Source organism: Nostoc sp., assembly GCF_036917675.1.
Classification (GTDB): Bacteria; Cyanobacteriota; Cyanobacteriia; order Cyanobacteriales; family Nostocaceae; genus Nostoc.
Genome location: NZ_JBALCT010000071.1, coordinates 124,259 through 141,321, shown reverse-complemented (window position 1 = coordinate 141,321; position 17,063 = coordinate 124,259). Strand labels below are relative to the sequence as shown.

Below are 17,063 nucleotides of genomic sequence, written 5' to 3'. Positions count from 1 at the left end.
AGTAATTTATTTGTTGGAAATCCCTAATCAAGAGTTAATATTTTTGACTCTTGAATCTTGATGCTGGAGTTAAGCGCCACGGTTCAGCGCCATCTCTACCTGCTGTAACTCCTTATCTAAACGATTTTTGAGTTTTTCGGGTACAGGACGATTTGGGTAAGAACTGTAGTGTCCAGCTAGGGAGTTGAGGGCTGTTCGCATGGTTGTAAAGGAGCCAAGACCAGAAACAGAGTTAACTCGCTGATAGCGAGCTGAAAAGTCAGTAATTTTTTGACGCGCTTCTGCTTGAACTGCTGCTTTGTCTGGTGAATCTTGTGATACATCCAGAGCTTGTCTCATAACATTGACCACAGCTAAGGTGTCTTGGCGATAATCCCCAGTCAAACTATCTGGACTGCCAGAACAGCCCATTAAGCCGATAGCTACAACCAAAACCAGCGCAAGCAAACGCGACCAATAGCGCTTCATATGCATTAAGTAAAAGAATACGTAAATTAATGTCCATCGTAACTTGAATTGGTATCTTGGGGATCAATTTAGTTAGGAGTAGGTGAGGGGACAGGGCTGTTTCATTCACTAAAAGGCGCTCATTTACAAGCATCTTGGGTAAAAAATCAGGTGATTAAAAAATTTGATAGGACAATTATCATTGCAACGCCAACTCTTGGAGAGGCTTTGTCAAGAGTTTGTGAGTTAGAGTCATCTAACTTTCCCTACCTCAATTTTTGCAATTTAAGCATCGTAATACATATCATCAGCCACAAAAAACCGGTTCCATAACCTGCAATTATGTCTGTAGGCCAGTGGACTCCTAAATATAAGCGGCTGATACCAATAGAAGCAATTAAAATAACTGTCAAACTATAAATAACTTTGGCAAAATGAGGATAATGAGTTGCCAACTCGTAAGCAATAAAACCATAAAGCAGCATCGAACCTAGTGCATGACCACTAGGAAAACTAAAAGATTTTTCAGAAATTAACTGATGCCACAGTTCAGGGCGAGGTTTAGAAAAAAACAACTTTAGCCCTGTATTTAAAATTAAAGCCCCCAAGCAAGCAATTACAAAAACTTTTGCTTCTTCTCGGTAACGTCGCCACCAAAGTAACAAGACGGTAACGCCTGCAACTATAACCACTGTACTAGGATTACCCAAATTTGTAATCAACAGCATGAAATTATCTAAATTTGGATTGGCGAACTGATGTAGCCATAACAGAAAAGTAGTATCAAATGCAAAAGCTTCTCGCTCCAAAACCTCTTCAGCCAGTTTTGCTAAAACAAAAAGGATGAGCAGACAACTAGCAAGTCCAACAATACCAATTGTGGCAATTAAGGTAGCAAAACGAGGATGTATATAACGCAACCAGAAATTAGAAATTTGTCGGAGCATACTTTAATGTCATTCATCCTTACAAAAGCCAGCCACCGTTAGTCTTCTCTGCTTTAGAGTTGTGGACAGGATAACAAACTCCAAGTATTGACACAAGAACTAAAGATCAGCCGATAGTACCAAAATCGAGTATATGCTTAAACGCATCACTCAATTGGGTGACGTGCTTTTCTCTCTTTTCGCACCGAAAAGAATAGGACAACTGCTAGCAGGATAAAAGCGATCGCTGAAGCATATTCCCTTGGCAGTGATAGACCGCCACTTTTGACTGGTTTGGTCAGAAAATCTCCGAAGGTGGCTCCGAAGGGACGTGTGAAGATGAATGCAAGCCAGAATAAAAGGATATCGCTCAACTTTGTTACGTAGTGAAGGGCAATGACAACACCAATGACGCTGGCTGTCACAAATGCTCCCTGGATATAGCTTAGTCCCAAGTTGCTTGTCAGAAAGTCACCAAAGGCCGTTCCCAAACTGTTGGAGAAGACGACAGCCAGCCAATAAGTGGTTTCTGCATCTTTCCTGATGATCGGATAAACACTCAGATCGCGATCGCGGTAGTACCAGATGGTAAGATCGCTCAGAAGACCGGCTACCAGAATAAGCGATCCCACAGCGTAGCCCAGCCCAAGAGATCGATCCATCAGGTCTGAAACTTCGGTTCCAGCTGTGGTTGTAGCGATGATAGCCGCCCAATAAAGGGCTGGACGATATCTGTCGGATTGGATTTGAAAAAACAGGAGAATAGCCAGAATGGCGAACGTTATGGCAAAGGCTACGTAATAGCCCAGTCCAAGAGACATTGAGATGAAGTCACCTGCCGTTTCGCCAAGCGTCGTGGCGATGATCTTCATGATCCAGAAGAAAATTGTGACTTTTGCAACTTTGTTCATTTCTTTTTCACAATAAAAAATAGTAAGTCATCGTAGAGAATGCTGACTGTTGCTGCGATCGCTTTGCTCGCCGCAGGCATCGCAAATTACCACCAAATTGCTAGGTCACAAACAGAGAAATGCCCAAGTTGAGAAGGCGATCAATCGCTAATTACTCTTGTCGGTCAATCGGCAGTAAGGCTGGCTTCTTCTGCTTAAGGCTTAAGTAAATAACCAGACTTACGATTATGGAGAGAAAAAGCATACTGGTTCCGACCGTACCAAAACCGAAACCTCCATTTGTAGGAGATTGAGATAGTAAATCACCCATAGATGCTCCAAGCGGACGAGTCAAGATGTAAGCTAACCAGAATGCCAAAACTGCATTCATGCCGAAGTAATAATAAGCGATCGCTATAATTGCAATTGAAGCGCCAAATATCAGTGCAGATTGTGCATAACCCAGTCCCAAAGACTCTGCTAAGAGGTCTCCTGTTGCAGTGCCCAAGGCAAACGTAAACAAAACAGCCACCCAATAAAAAAGCTCTCTTTTAGCTGTATTTATAGAGTGCATTGCTAATGTTTTTTCGTTGGAATACCAGAGTACAAAAACTCCCAACAAGGAAATACTAAAAATTACAGTAGTTGTCACCAAACTAACTCCAAGTTCGTCTACCAATCTATCAGTAATCAGTGTGCCAACGATACTTATCAAAACGACTACAAACCAGAAACTTGCTGGAATATAGTGTTTAAGCTTAAACTGATTCAACAGCGCAATCAGTAACACGCCGCTCATAATGTAGGATGTAATGCCTAAACCAAGGTGCAGGGTTGCTGATAAAAAATCTGCTGCGGTTTCACCTACCGTGGTTGCCAGAACCTTAATAATCCAGAAGTAAATTGTAACCTCTGGAACCCTGTTTAACATCTTATTCATAATCTTTCTCCTTCTTGATTTTTCCGTAGAAGTGAGATTACATCACATCTTAAAGTTAGCTGTGTTGTCAGAAATTACTGAGTGATTGTACTTTACACAGCAAAAGTCAAGAAATAGTCAAGATTTGATTGAAAACGGAATTTTCTCAGAATATAGGCACTAAAAATATAGCGGTTATCAGTTGAGTGAAGTACAAGAACCCCACCCCCAACCCCCTCCCCGCAAGCGAGGGAGGGGGCTATGATGTACTTCATGTCATTAGGAAATGCTATAGCTGAAATATCTACTTAAAAGTTAATTTCACCATTTGATATTTAATTTATTGAACTCAAACTAATCTTGACTATTTCTTGACTTTTATTACCTACCATGAAAATACAAACTCAGACTTGAAGGGATTTTACAAGTATGAAAACTTCAACAAAAATCATTTTTGCAGCAGCTTTTGTTGGTACTTTGGGATTTGCTGGATTGTCCAGGGTTGTGTCTGCAAAACAACCACAATCTTTCCTAGCAATTGCGCGTCAGAATCATAACGTTACCCAAGTTGCTGAAGCCAGTGATGGCCACGGTGAAACCAAAGACGATGCACAAGAACAGCAAGAAGCAGCAAAACTGCAACCGCTAGCTAAAATTACAGCACAACAAGCACAGCAAGCAGCTGAAACATCTGTGAAAGGTAAAGCCAAAAGTATCAAACTCGAAAATGAAGATGGCAACTTAATTTATGCTGTAGAAATTGGTCAGCAAGAAGTTACAGTAGATGCTGGTAATGGCAAAGTTCTCTATGTTGAAAATGCCAATCAACAAGATGAGAAGGATGAAGCCACTCATCCCAAGAGTAGTATTCAAGTTAAAGAAAGTAGTGATGGCGATCGCTAAACCAATGATGATAGTAAAGAATAAGAATTAAATAACATCCAATTTATGTCCCTGGCTTACCTCACCCTCAATCCCTCTCCGATATATTGGAGAGGGAAGCTAGAAACAGGATGAAGTTTTGTATTTTATTTAATTTTGAAATCACATTACCTCATATTTAAGAGGATGGTAAGCATACTGTAAAACAACTACCAACTCCTAACTGACTTGTAATACTAATTAATCCACCATGATTTTGAGCAATAGCCTGAGCGATCGCTAGCCCTAAACCAGAACCACCTTTCCAATAAGAACGAGACTGATCAGCCCGCCAAAAACGCTCAAAAACCTTATCAATATACTCTGGTGCAATTCCCACGCCTGTATCTTGCACGTTGATATAAAGATGGGAACCAACACGACTAGTTTTAATTTCAACTACGCCTTTTGATGGTGTGTAGTAAAGTGCGTTTTCAATTAAATTAGTAAATAGTCGCGTTAATTGAACTGAATCACCTATTAGCTGAAGATTAGCAATTAATTGAAATTTTAAGTTAATTTCCTTGGCTTCAGCTTGAGGTTTATAAAGTAGCACTAAGTTCTCTAAAATTGACGTTAAATTGAGAGTATCCCAATCCCGATTCGGAACTTTATCTGTACGTGCCAAAAACAGTAAGTCTTCTGTAAGGCGAGTCATATGGTTAGTAGCGCTGGCGATCGCCTGAAACTTTTCTGCATCTTTTGGCCCGATTTCTTCTGGGTATTGTAACGGCAACTCAGCATTAATTTTAATTGCCATTAATGGACTGCGTAGTTCGTGGGAAGCATCAGCAGTAAACTGTTTGAGTCTTTCAAAACTTTCTTCAATGGGTTGCATTGCTTGACGAGTTAGTAAAATTCCGCCAATACTACTAAGAAGCAAAGTTATAATAATCCCGCCGCCTAATCCCCAGTCTAGTTTTTGGAGAGTTTCATGAAATTCTTCTAAAGATTGACTCACCCTTATATACCCAACTAGCTTACCATTATCGCTCTTGATAATTGGTACGGTCACTGCTTGAATAGGAATTTTGCCAATCTGAACTTGTACCATTTTGTTTGGTAACAAGGGTAAAGTTAAAACAGTTTGTCCTTGTTGGCTAATCAAATTTCCCTGAGTATCAAACCACTGTAATGCTTGATGATAAGCAATTAAGTCTTTTGGACGAAAGTCACTTTCAATCGTCAGGCGACCTTTTTCAAACTCTACATTTGCAGCCGCACCTTTCCCTATGGCTGTGAGTTTATCTGTGATTTGTTCAGTCAGACTGCGAGTGAAAGCAACTCGGACTGCGATCGCAAATATTCCCAGCAGCGATGCAAACACCACCAAGTAAGACAACAATAAACGATATCTGATTCTTTGAAACACATTATTTTCTGCTATTAAATTGTTAATTATTAAATTAAAAATTGACTAACATTCAATACGCTTGGGTTAAGGCTAATTGTAGGTTGGGTTGAACGTAGTGAAACCCAAGAAAGTACCGAAAATGTTGGGTTTCTTCCCTCAACCCAACCTACGCAGGTTTTAGTTTTTGACTTTAACCCAAGCGTATTGAGTTTTATGGCTCTTTCTAAATCCCCGTTACAAAACTGAGTTACAAATTACGAATTACGAATTATTCTACTTGTGTCCTAGACGATAACCAATGCCATAGATATTTTCAATCAATTCCTCTGAACTTCCACAGGCTCTAAGTTTATTGCGCAAATTTGTAATATGAGTTTTAATACTTCCTTCTCCCGAAGATTTATCAAAGTCCCACAGTTTATCAAGAATTACAGAACGAGTCACAACTTGATTTGGATTTCTCAAAAAATATTCTAATATCAGATATTCTTTAGGAGTTAATGATATGATATTGCCTGTATAAGTAACCTCTTGACTTGCTGGGTCTAGTTGCAAATCACCGTGGATTAAAATCTGGGGACGAATATCTGGAGTTCTTCGAGCTAAAGCCCTGATGCGTGCTGCTAACTCTTTTAAGTCAAATGGCTTAACCAAGTAATCATCAGCACCAGCATCGAGTCCGATAATTTTATCGCCTGTTGTATCTCGTGCCGTCAGCATTAAAATCAGAAGATTAGATGAAGCATTGCGTAAACGCTTACATAGAGTAATTCCATCTAATTTAGGAAGCATTAAATCTAATAAAATTAGCTCATATAATCCTGATTGCGACCATTCCCAAGCTTCTAACCCATCGGTTGTTATATCCACAATATGGTGTTGTCGTCTTAAAAACTCGGCTAATGGCTTCGCAATGCGATCATCATCTTCAACTATCAAAATTCTCATCATGCTCCACCTCTAAATTATCCACAGAGTAAAGAGATTAAAGAGGAATTTTTCACCAAAATTTTTACTCACCTTGAAAGGGCTACTCTTAACTCCTAACTTTTTGATAGAGAGTATCGCGTTGTTGGTAACGTCTTCCTAAAGAAGCGATCGCAGCTTGCAAGGTTTCCACTTCCATACATGTACCGCCCAAAGCACCTGCCATTGTGGTAATATGTTCTTCCATTAATGTGCCGCCGATATCGTTGCAACCCCAAACTAAGGCTTCCGTTGCACCTGCAAGCCCCAGTTTTACCCAACTCTGCTGATGGTTAGGAATCCAATTACCTAAGTAAATCCGCGCCACAGCCCCTAGCAGCAGTGCATCGGTTAAAATTGGTTGATCACGTCCGACACGACGACGTAAGGATTTGGGCGCTTCTTGTCCAACAAAGGGTAACAAAATAAACTCTGTGATCTTTGCTGGATATCCCTGATTGATGGCGGTTTTTTGGAGCGATCGCAATTTTTCTAAATGTCCAATTTGCTGCTCATGGGTTTCAATATGCCCAGATAACATGGTGCTAGTAGTATGCAAGCCTAATTTGTGAGCTGTGCTGACAATTTCTAACCAAGTGGCTGTATCAATCTTCTCTGGACACAGTATTCGCCTAACTTCATCGTCTAACACTTCAGCTGCTGTTCCCGGCATTGAGCCAACACCAGCATCGCGCAAAGCAATAATTACATCAGCATATTCAAGTCCGTCAAGTCTGGCGATAAATTCCACTTCTTGAGGAGAGAAAGCATGTAGATGTATCTGGGGAAATTCCTGTTTGATGGTTTCTACTACCTTGAGATAGTAGCGCAAAGATTTGCCATTGATCTGCGCTTGTGGATTTAATCCGCCCTGCATACAAATTTCCGTCGCACCCCGGCGCACCGCATCTGTCGCTTTTTCCAAAATTTGCGCCGAATCTAACCAGTATGCACCGACATCACCATTATCTCGACGGAAAGCACAAAAACTACAGTGCTGCTCACAAATATTAGTAAAGTTGATATTACGATTAATTACGTATGTAACCGTATCCCCGGCTTGAGTGTGGCGGAGTGTGTCGGATGTAACACGTATTGCGGCGATCGCCTCCGGGTCAGTTTGTTCTAACAATACCACTCCTTCTTCGAGAGATAAGTCGTATCCCATCAAGGCACGGTCAAGAATTTTTTCAACAGCAATTTTTGTCAGCATTACTTTCTTAATTTCTCAGTTTTATAGTTTATATAACCCATTAACAAAAAAAATAGTGTGGTTTTGCCACAACTATTTTGATTTATTAATGTACATCTTTGTATTAGCCAGAATCCTTAGTAAGAGCAGAGCTTTACTAATTTGCCCTTGCTGGTGGTGTTCATCGATGTTGTATTAGCAACCCAAGCGCCATACCAATGTCGGTATCCTTCACCTATAGTAATACTTGCAGTTTTCTGCAATTGTGAAATATGAGACTAAGTACTTATTTTTTACCTCGCATAATTAATTTCAGTAGATCGAAAAGTTCTGCGTTAGCGAACGCGTAGCGTCTCGTAGAGAAGCTCACCGTACTCCTACGGCGAAGTAAGCTATGCGTAGCGTCTCGTAGAGAAGGTATTGCTCTGTGATCGATAGCTGTAAACCCAATTATTATCCACAAAACCGTATTCTAAGATACATTTTTTAGATAAATTATTGAGAAATTTAATATAACTAAAACTAATGAATTAGCCAAAAAGGTAAGGATAACTCTCGCACCATCCGTGAGTAGCAAGCGAACTAGTCACACTTACGACATAAGATTGCAATACCTCTGTCATTTAGATAGGTTTTACTAAACCTTACGTCAATGTTAATATAGGCAATGTTGATGAATGAAAACGAAACAACTGACTCAGTATGCTAGAACGGCTCATACAGAGTCTTATATCATGTCCGCTTGATTGCTTGCTTATTAAACCCGAAGAACCCCACCCCGCTAAAGCTATGCTTTGTCTCCCCGCCCCGCCGGTGGGGAGGGGATTAAGGGGTGGGGTGCAATGACTATGGGAATCACAACGAATTACCCGGACATGATATTATTCATCTGTTTTCAGTGATTTACTGTTCACTGCTAACTATAGAAGTCAGAATGCCTACCGAATCAATCATTAATATCGTTTTATCTGCGAGGTACAAAATGACAGTTCAATCTTCTATTTCGATCCAGCAACGAGTCGCTCGTCAAGTGCTATCAGTGCCTGTACAATCAGCGCTCTATATTGGACTGTGTTCTTTGACTCTGTGGACAATTTATTTCACTACATACCCCGCTATTCATGATACGACTCATACTCTGCGTCACCACACACTGATGGTGAGTTGCCATTAGTTGATTGAGTCAATGATTAGCAGGAGTGAAGAAATCAAATGACAAAACTTAAGTGGTCTAAGCTGATCGGTGCGATTTGCATGATCGGAATTATCCTATATGGTTGGATCGGACTTGCCCAATCCCCTCAACCATCGGTGCGGCTAACAACTAATCCACCGATTAATCAGGTTCGACCCCTTGAGGCTGAAGCCACCACAGTCTTGGGATCTGGGCACTACAATCCGCCAGTACAGCTGATGCTGCAAGCCTTCGATGCTCAAGGGCAATCTTTAAAGGATGCCAAAATCCACTTGCAATTGTTCACCCGTCCTAAAAACCCCTGGTTCACAACAGATTTTCCGATCGTCGAGGGGACAAAGTTGCTGGACATTGAGGGCAATGCACCAACAGGTCAGTTGCAGGTTCAACAAACCCTGCCGATCCGAGGAACGTATCAACTCCTGGTAGCAGTTACTCCGCTCGTTGCCAATGCATTTGAGCCGATTCAGCAAAAGCTGACGCTGACGCTGCCTGAAAATCCCTTAAAGTTCCGCTACTTTGGCATCCTGGTTGTGATTTTGCTGGCAGTTGGGCTAATAGGAGGTTGGGTGATTGGGGGTAGACAACCGATTCAACCGGGAGAAATTGCCCCGCAACAGGTGCGATTATTGTTGAGTGGATTGATTGTCCTAGCCATCTCTGCACTCCTATTCGTCAACATCAGCGCTGAACTTGCCGAATCACATATGTCGATGGCGATGCCAGGTATGGGAGAAGAAGTTCCGCCCTCTAGTAAGCCCGCTAAATTGCAGTCTCAAGGACTTTATATGCAACTATCGGGTGATCAGAGTGCAACGGTGGGTCAACCTGCCAAGTTGCAAGTTAGCGTCAGTGATCCCAAAACTAGCCAACCGGTGACAGATGTGGTGTTGAAGGTAACAACCACCCAACTCGAAAATAATTGGGTGGCGTTTGCTTATGAGGGGACTCCAGACAGTAACGGAAAATTGGCGTGGGAGCAGGAGTTCTTTGACGGTGCCCCCCATAGCGTTGTTGTCGAAGTTGCGCCGCTTGCAAACGCAAAAGAGCGATTTCAACCATTCCAAGTTGCAGAGAATATTCCAGTCGAAGGTGTCGCTCCGCCGATGCAAGTCCGGTTGATTTCGCTGACTTACTTCACGGGAATTGTGGTAATTGGTTTGCTACTGGGACTGTGGCTACGAAAGCGGCAGACTCCGCGTACAGACTTGACTTGGAAGCGTAGTGTTTAGTAAGTCAATAGACCTCTTGCAAAAGTCCCTAACACCCCACCCCCAACCCCTAAGAGCTCTTCGGGAGGGCAGCGTTTGCTTTACTCAAATGCGGGGTTATTATTTGGTATATTTGATTTCTGAACAAAATTAGGTATTGTAGGGTGTGTTAGAACGAAGTTCGTAACGCACCATTATCAAGGCTTAGGTGCCGTACTCTCCTTGCTAACACACCCTACGTGTCTTTTCACGCAATCGAACCGGATTCCTATAGGTATCGAAAATTTCTTTAAATGCGATGTATTTTTATCTCTAAGCTAATTAATTACCTTACACGTTACCAATAGCTTATTGCTGGCATTTAGTTCCTAAATACTATGATATGCATTGTTTATAATCCTATTATTGTTAAAGCATTAGTCAGATCAGGAATAAATACAAAAAACTATTTTATTTTTAATTTATTTATACTTTTAATTTAAGTAAAAGTACCATTAGCTGAGAAAAATGGCCTAGAGTTTTGCAAGACAGATAATCACGGTAAAATCCCACAACCAAGAACAAAAAAGAAATACCCTACTCCCTATTTTCAAGACAGATTTTAGCTCGATCTAAATCGAATAATTTTAGTAGCAGTTTTGAAGTGGTATAAAATTATTGACAATAATTATTAATTCCTCTAATATTTAAAAGCAATTGCAAATCTTTTGCAATTCTTTTTTGGCGCTAACCGTAACTAAATGTCATGCCCAACAACTTCGCTCTAGGTAACGGAAAACCGTGGAGCCGCCGTCAATTACTGAATCTGGGTCTAGCAGGTGCTGGAGTGATTGGTGGAGCCGGACTTTGGCAGATGCTAAATCTACAAAGTAAGTCTATCGTCAAAGTGCCACCACTCGATATGGAAGCACCAGACGACGGTACTAACCCGATGAAGATGTTAAGGGATTTTGATTATGGGACGGTGAAGCAAGAAAATGGGCGGACTATCCGGGAATTTCAGTTAACTGCGGGTACTTCCATAATAAAACTCAATAGTGCTGTCTCTTACAACATCTGGGATTTAAACGGTCGCATACCAGGGCCAACGCTACGGGCAAAACAGGGCGATCGCATCCGGGTACTATTTCTTAACAATGCGGGACATTCTCACTCTTTGCATTTTCATGGCGTTCATCCGGCAGAAATGGATGGTATTCGCCCAATCAGAAATGGTAGTGCCACAATTTATGAATTTGATGCTGAACCCTATGGCGTTCACTTATACCACTGCCATATTCAACCTGTCACCCGTCACATCGCTAAGGGGCTGTACGGAATGTTTATCATCGATCCACCTACTCCCCGTCCCCCGGCTGATGAGATTGTACTAGTTATGGGTGGATATGACGTGAATGATGATAGCCATAATGACTATTACGCCTTCAACGGTCAGCCCCACTATTACATGCATCATCCCATTCGCATTTACAAAGATCAGTTGATTCGGCTGTATGTTCTCAACATCATTGAATACGATCCAGCAGTGACGTTTCATCTCCACGCCAACTTCTTTGATGTGTATCGCTACGGCATGAGTATGACTCCTAGCGAGAAAACAGATGTAATTACGATGGGTGTAGCAGAAAGGCACATCTTAGAATTTGCTTTTCGCTATCCAGGTAAGTATATGTTCCATCCCCATCAGGATGCGATCGCAGAAAACGGTTGCATGGGTCAATTTGAAGTACTTGCCCAGAGCAACTCTCAAAATCCTGTTAACAATTCTTGACAATATTATTAGTAATTCGTAATTAATTCATGAAAGTTTTAGGGAAATAGTTGATAAAAAATCTCATTATATGCGACAGTAAAATCTATGACAATGTGTCAAACAAACTACTTTCTAGTAATAGTTTGAAATGTTTCAATTAATACCTTTTTTAGTTGTGCGAGGAGCAAAGATGATAAAACTTCGTTATATCTGTTTAACAGCAGCAGCAGCCTTAATAGTTACCTTGAGTTCATGTAGCAGTACACCAACCGCAGAAAATCCATCAGCACCAGTTACTAGCCCTCAAGCTACAGAGGCAGTAAGTGAGAACAGTCATAGTGGTCACGGTGGCAAAGAAAAAATTAACATTAACAGTGCTATATTGTCAGAATTGGATAAGTTTGAAGCAAAGCTAGGTGTCCCGGCTTTATCCAACAAAATTCAGGCAAATCGTCCTTATGGCAGATCAGAAGATTTAGTTACTAAAAAAGTAATTACTCAACAGCAGTTCGACCAAATTAAAGACCAGGTTGGTGTTCAGGAAGTGGTACTCACAGGTGAGGCCAAAGATGTTGACTATATGTCTAAATTAGGCTTAATGAAAGGGCATCTTTTAGTCGCAAAAGAACTCCTAGATCAGAATCAGCCGAAACAGGCAGAACCTCATATTGGACATCCAGTTGAGGAGATTTACGTTGATGTAGAAGATCAACTTAATGAGCGCAAAGTCAAAGAATTTAAGACAACATTGGTGAGTTTGCAAGATTTGGTGAAATCTAGTCCGAAGGATAGCAAAGTTAAAACTAATTTTGCTTCTTCAATGCAAGCAGTTGATTCCGCGATCGCAGCTTTGCCAGCAGATCAACGCTCAAAACCAGGATTTGTGCTACAGATAATTAACGAATTGCTAGATTCAGCTAACTCCGAATATGGCGCTGCGATCGCAGATGGTAAAATAACCGCGCCAATTGAGTATCAAGACTCCCGTGGTTTTGTCTTTTATGCCAATGATTTATACAAAGGAATTTCTAGTCAAGTCGCTCAAGCAGATCCCGAAGCAGACAAAGCGATCAACACTAGTTTCGCTGAACTAATAAAAGTTTGGCCTGCTGCCATCCCACCAGCAAAAGCAGTAAAAATTCCTAATGATGTTACCAAGTTGGTGAAAACCATTGAGGAAAACTCTCAAAAAGTGGTTGACAAATCCAATACCAAAGTATAGCGATAACACTTTGATTTAATGGGAAGCATAGAATAAGGAGTTTAAAATGAGGAAATAGTTAGGAATTACGAATTACGTACTCCTAACTAATTACACTCAATTCGTTATCTGAACTAACAACTGATGCAAGAACTTGACCACAAAAAAACCATTGACTTGCTGAACTCCATCATGGAATTTGAACTAGCAGGGGTAGTGCGCTATACACATTATTCTTTGATGGTGACTGGTCCTAACCGTATTCCAATTGTGGCTTTTTTCAAAGCACAGGCAAGTGAGTCTTTACTTCATGCCGAACAAGTGGGAGAAATTCTCACAGGTTTAGATGGGCATCCCTCCCTGAAAATTGCCTCAATGGAAGAAACTTACCAGCATAAAGTCAAGGATATCTTGGAAGAAAGCTTATCCCATGAAAAAAAGGCATTGGATCTGTATAAAAATCTGCTCGAAACTGTCACCAATGCCAGCATTTATCTGGAAGAATTCGCTCGCGGTATGATTGGGCAAGAAGAGATGCATAATCTCGAACTCAAAAAGATGCTACGCGATTTTAGTTAATAGTTAATAGTCATTAGTCATTAGTCATTAGTCATTAGTCATTAGTCAAAAACAAATTCAAAGGGCAAATGACAAAGCACAAGTGACTAATGACAAAAGACAAAAGACAAGGGACAAAAAATGAATTTTAGTACTGCTCTACCTACTTTTGTAATAACACTCCGAGAAGGAGTGGAAGCTGCCCTTGTTGTTGGCATTGTGCTAGCTTTACTAAAAAAAGCTAAACAATCCCGACTCAACTCTTGGGTATATGCTGGTGTCGGCGTTGGCATTGTCGTCAGTGCCTTAATAGGAGTGCTATTCAGTTGGGTAATTCAAGTATTGGGAGCGGCGAATCCTCAATACACCACCGTAGTTGAGCCAGCGCTAGAAGGTGTGTTTAGTGTGTTAGCGATCGCAATGCTCAGTTGGATGCTAATCTGGATGACTAAACAAGCCAGATTCATGAAAGCTACAGTTGAAGGAGCGGTAACAGAAGCGCTGACACAAAACTCAAATGCTGGTTGGGGCGTTTTTACCTTAATTTTAATTGCCGTTGTCCGCGAGGGCTTTGAAACTGTTTTGTTTGTTGCTGCTAATTTTCAACAAGGATTAATGCCAGCGTTGGGTGCTATTGGTGGTTTGGTAGGGGCATCTGCCATTGGGGTGCTGCTATTTAAATGGGGTGTCAACATTAACATCCGCCAGTTTTTCCAGGTAATGGGCGTTTTATTAGTGTTGATTGTGGCTGGATTAGTGGTTTCAGCCTTGAAACATTTTGACGAGGCTGTGGCTAACCTTGCCCTTAGCAGTCGTGCCACAGAAAACCTTTGTTTCTATTACGAACGCTTTACTAAAGTCCACTCCTGTATTTTGGGGCCAATGGTTTCAAATACTTCCACAATCTTGCCTGACGAACAGTTTCCTGGTATTATCCTCAAATCTTTATTTGGTTACAGAGACAATCTCTATCTTGTCCAAGCAGTGGGATATGTGACCTTTTTACTCACCATTGGAGGACTGTATTTCCGCAGCATTGGAGGTGCTTCTCCTGAAGGTAAAAAAAATATCCCCTTTGCTCAAAAACCAATTAGTTCTGCAAAAGATTAAAAGCACAGTCATCGAAGAGGAGAAGGAGCAGGGGGAGAACCCCATGCATACACGTACAGATTATTGTAAGGGCACAACAATGTTCATTCTGTCAACTTAAGCTAAAAGCCTCTTCAAATCTCGTTTCCAGCCAGAGGCTGGAAATGCCACTCCTGGCGGCTCTGCCGCTTTTTCAAGAGGCGGAGCCTCTAGAACGGCATTCCCAGTCTCCGACTGGGAACGAGGGAATCTATCAAAGCTTTGTCTAGACTGGTTTTTACGTTAAGTTGACACGTATGAACAATGTTGTGCCCCTACCTGTGTACCTCATTTACCTCAAAAACGCTGTAAATGTATTGGCTTAACTGGTTACGAGCCTAGAGGCTCTTAACTAGGCTGGCTCTCGCTCAAGAACAGCTTGCCTAAACACATAACTTTCCTTAACCAAAAAGTATTAATCTCAACCCCAGCAAGCATTTCCATCAGCAGCGATAAAAGTCCGAAAATTCTCAGCATCCTCTCAGGCAACTTCTAATATTTTTTTAATCTTGCTTTCAGAAATGAATCCTATAGTGATGACAACATTAGTAAAGAATCACCGATGAAACTCCACAAAATTATTCGGAGTTAGTAGTGTCGGTTTGCTATTCAATAAACGCAGGGCTTTAAAGTCTTATGTCAGTTCGCAGTTTTATTCTCTCCCGATACTTATTACTCAGCTTGTGCATCATTTCGCTGACATCTGTTGTAATAATGCGTAGTGCGTCCTATGCAATACTTTTTAATCCCGCTACCGATATCTCAACTTCTACAGCTAAGGGAAAACAGACGGCAGTTCTCGCAGGAGGATGCTTTTGGGGAATGGAAGCGGTTTTTGAGCATCTCAAAGGTGTTTCTGATGTTGTTTCTGGCTTTTCTGGTGGCAGTGCAGGAACCGCAGACTATGAAATTGTCAGTTCTGGATTGACTGGTCATGCTGAGTCAGTAAAAATCACCTACGATCCATCACAAATCTCATATGAGCAGCTTTTGAAAATTTACTTTCTGGTGGCACATGACCCAACAGAGTTGAATCGACAAGGCCCCGACTCAGGGAAGCAATATCGTTCAGTGATTTTTTTTGCTAATGACGAGCAGAAGCGGGTCGCGCTTGATTATATCAATCAACTAAACAAAGCACACATCTTTCATAAGCAGATAGTGACTCAACTAGTTCCCTTAAAGAGTTTTTATCAAGCCGAAGAGTACCATCAAAACTTTATTGACCGCAATCCGAACTACCCTTACGTGGTGGTAAATGACTTGCCGAAGTTGGCTCAACTGCAATCACAGTTCCCCAATATATATAAGAAATAAGCTTTAATTATTCACGTCCACTTACTTAGAAGGTGAAAACGAGATTTTAAATTATAATTATTGACTTAAGTCCCCTGTGGTGCAAACAACGCTTGTTTAAGCTGCTGACAAGCCTTTTCAATTGCATCTATACTACCTGGATTCACCAGACCAAAATAATCAAACACATAAACTCGGTTATTTTTAGTTGCTTGCAGTTGCTGCCAGAAAGCTTCCTTTTTTAGCGAATCTAAAAGCGCCGCTTCCGAATTTCCTTGTGGAGGATTAACCAAAATTATCACCTCTGGATTTGCTTCTAAAACCTTCTCAGCCGAAAGTGTCACATAGCCACCAATTGGACTTTTTCCTTGTAAATCTGCTGCTATATTTTTCGCCTGGAATTTCGCCAGCAAATCCCCTGCCCAACTATTTTTATTCGGGGCTAAAATTGGTTGACGACTTACCAGGGCTAGAGTAGAAAAACCCTGAGTTGGCTTTTCTGGCAAGAAAGTTTTGTAACGATTTAACAAAGGCTGAGGATCAGCGTCAATTGATTTAGCAAGTGTTTTAGTAAGTTCTTCTAGAGATTCCCAGTTATTTACCTTAGTGAGAAAGGTCGGAATTCCTAGCTGCTGAAGTTTTTGAATTGGGATGTTAGAAAAACCTTCTGCACCAATAACTAAATCTGGTTTGAGTGCTACGACTTTTTCTAAATTTGGCGGACTTTGACCTTCACTAACACGGGGAATATCCTGGAATCTGGAGTCATTCTTAAATAATCTGCTACCAGTGATTCCGACAATTTTTGTTTGATCAAGTCGAGAGATAATGTCAGCAGCAAGAGAAGAAAGAGCAACAACTCTTTTTGCTGATCCTTTTGGTAATTGCTGAGAATTTGTCTTTGTCGTCTCAGTAGGGTTTGTGACTTTTGTTTGTGGCTGCTGACTGGTTGCAGTCGTGCAAGCAGCTAAAACTATACTGATCAAAAGTGCTAAAGCAGATAAGAGCCAACGACGATGCATATTAAAATTCCTTCTGGGGGTAAAAATGGCATACTCAGCACCATATTCAAAAATAACAAATGTTGCTTTTAGTTTACAGAGCTA

The 17,063-nt window shown here is 41.1% G+C and carries 16 protein-coding genes; 8 read left to right on the top strand and 8 right to left on the bottom strand.

What is annotated here, in order from left to right:
- Positions 1-69: 69 nt before the first annotated feature.
- The 4 genes from psb27 to V7K31_RS27715 form a co-directional block, all read right to left on the bottom strand.
- The gene (gene psb27 / locus V7K31_RS27730) at positions 70-474 is read right to left on the bottom strand and encodes a photosystem II protein Psb27 (protein ID WP_335098841.1); all 405 of its coding nucleotides are present in this window, start codon (positions 472-474) and stop codon (positions 70-72) included.
- Positions 475-713: 239 nt separating this feature from the next.
- Complete coding sequence (locus V7K31_RS27725; RefSeq protein ID WP_335098838.1) at positions 714-1,394, bottom strand: phosphatase PAP2 family protein; 681 nt, start codon at positions 1,392-1,394, stop codon at positions 714-716.
- 146 nt (positions 1,395-1,540) lie between these two features.
- A complete protein-coding gene (locus V7K31_RS27720; protein ID WP_335099173.1) occupies positions 1,541-2,245 on the bottom strand; it encodes a COG4705 family protein in 705 nt (234 codons plus the stop codon).
- Between the two features lie 190 nt (positions 2,246-2,435).
- Entirely contained in the window at positions 2,436-3,203 is a 768-nt protein-coding gene (locus V7K31_RS27715; protein ID WP_335098835.1) for a COG4705 family protein, read from the bottom strand.
- A 408-nt stretch (positions 3,204-3,611) separates the two neighbouring features.
- Between V7K31_RS27715 and V7K31_RS27710 the strand changes: the two genes are divergently transcribed.
- Complete coding sequence (locus tag V7K31_RS27710; protein ID WP_335098831.1) at positions 3,612-4,085, top strand: PepSY domain-containing protein; 474 nt, start codon at positions 3,612-3,614, stop codon at positions 4,083-4,085.
- Between the two features lie 157 nt (positions 4,086-4,242).
- Here the strand turns inward: V7K31_RS27710 and V7K31_RS27705 are convergent, their stop codons facing one another.
- From V7K31_RS27705 to cofH, 3 genes are all read right to left on the bottom strand, one after another.
- Complete coding sequence (locus V7K31_RS27705; RefSeq protein ID WP_335098829.1) at positions 4,243-5,475, bottom strand: sensor histidine kinase; 1,233 nt, start codon at positions 5,473-5,475, stop codon at positions 4,243-4,245.
- Between the two features lie 255 nt (positions 5,476-5,730).
- Positions 5,731-6,405 carry a response regulator transcription factor gene (locus V7K31_RS27700; RefSeq protein WP_335099171.1) on the bottom strand — a complete coding sequence of 225 codons (675 nt, stop codon included), beginning with the start codon at positions 6,403-6,405 and terminating at the stop codon, positions 5,731-5,733.
- 88 nt (positions 6,406-6,493) lie between these two features.
- The gene (gene cofH / locus V7K31_RS27695; RefSeq protein ID WP_335098826.1) at positions 6,494-7,636 is read right to left on the bottom strand and encodes a 7,8-didemethyl-8-hydroxy-5-deazariboflavin synthase subunit CofH; all 1,143 of its coding nucleotides are present in this window, start codon (positions 7,634-7,636) and stop codon (positions 6,494-6,496) included.
- Positions 7,637-8,597: 961 nt separating this feature from the next.
- Between cofH and V7K31_RS27690 the strand changes: the two genes are divergently transcribed.
- The 7 genes from V7K31_RS27690 (at position 8,598) to msrA (ending at position 15,978) form a co-directional block, all read left to right on the top strand.
- On the top strand, positions 8,598-8,789 hold the full coding sequence (locus tag V7K31_RS27690; protein ID WP_335098824.1) for a CbtB-domain containing protein: 192 nt from the start codon (positions 8,598-8,600) through the stop codon (positions 8,787-8,789).
- A 38-nt stretch (positions 8,790-8,827) separates the two neighbouring features.
- Complete coding sequence (locus V7K31_RS27685; protein WP_335098822.1) at positions 8,828-10,042, top strand: hypothetical protein; 1,215 nt, start codon at positions 8,828-8,830, stop codon at positions 10,040-10,042.
- 724 nt (positions 10,043-10,766) lie between these two features.
- The gene (locus V7K31_RS27680; RefSeq protein ID WP_335098820.1) at positions 10,767-11,792 is read left to right on the top strand and encodes a multicopper oxidase domain-containing protein; all 1,026 of its coding nucleotides are present in this window, start codon (positions 10,767-10,769) and stop codon (positions 11,790-11,792) included.
- A 172-nt stretch (positions 11,793-11,964) separates the two neighbouring features.
- Positions 11,965-12,996: a helix-hairpin-helix domain-containing protein gene (locus V7K31_RS27675; protein WP_335098818.1), complete on the top strand. Its 1,032-nt coding sequence runs from the start codon at positions 11,965-11,967 to the stop codon at positions 12,994-12,996.
- A gap of 123 nt (positions 12,997-13,119) precedes the next feature.
- Positions 13,120-13,554, top strand: a complete 435-nt coding sequence (locus tag V7K31_RS27670; protein WP_334948209.1) for a ferritin-like domain-containing protein — start codon at positions 13,120-13,122, stop codon at positions 13,552-13,554.
- A gap of 120 nt (positions 13,555-13,674) precedes the next feature.
- Entirely contained in the window at positions 13,675-14,643 is a 969-nt protein-coding gene (locus V7K31_RS27665; RefSeq protein ID WP_335098816.1) for an FTR1 family iron permease, read from the top strand.
- Positions 14,644-15,297: 654 nt separating this feature from the next.
- Positions 15,298-15,978: a peptide-methionine (S)-S-oxide reductase MsrA gene (gene msrA, locus V7K31_RS27660; protein ID WP_335098814.1), complete on the top strand. Its 681-nt coding sequence runs from the start codon at positions 15,298-15,300 to the stop codon at positions 15,976-15,978.
- Between the two features lie 65 nt (positions 15,979-16,043).
- Here the strand turns inward: msrA and V7K31_RS27655 are convergent, their stop codons facing one another.
- On the bottom strand, positions 16,044-16,979 hold the full coding sequence (locus V7K31_RS27655) for an ABC transporter substrate-binding protein (protein WP_335098812.1): 936 nt from the start codon (positions 16,977-16,979) through the stop codon (positions 16,044-16,046).
- Positions 16,980-17,063: the final 84 nt, after the last annotated feature.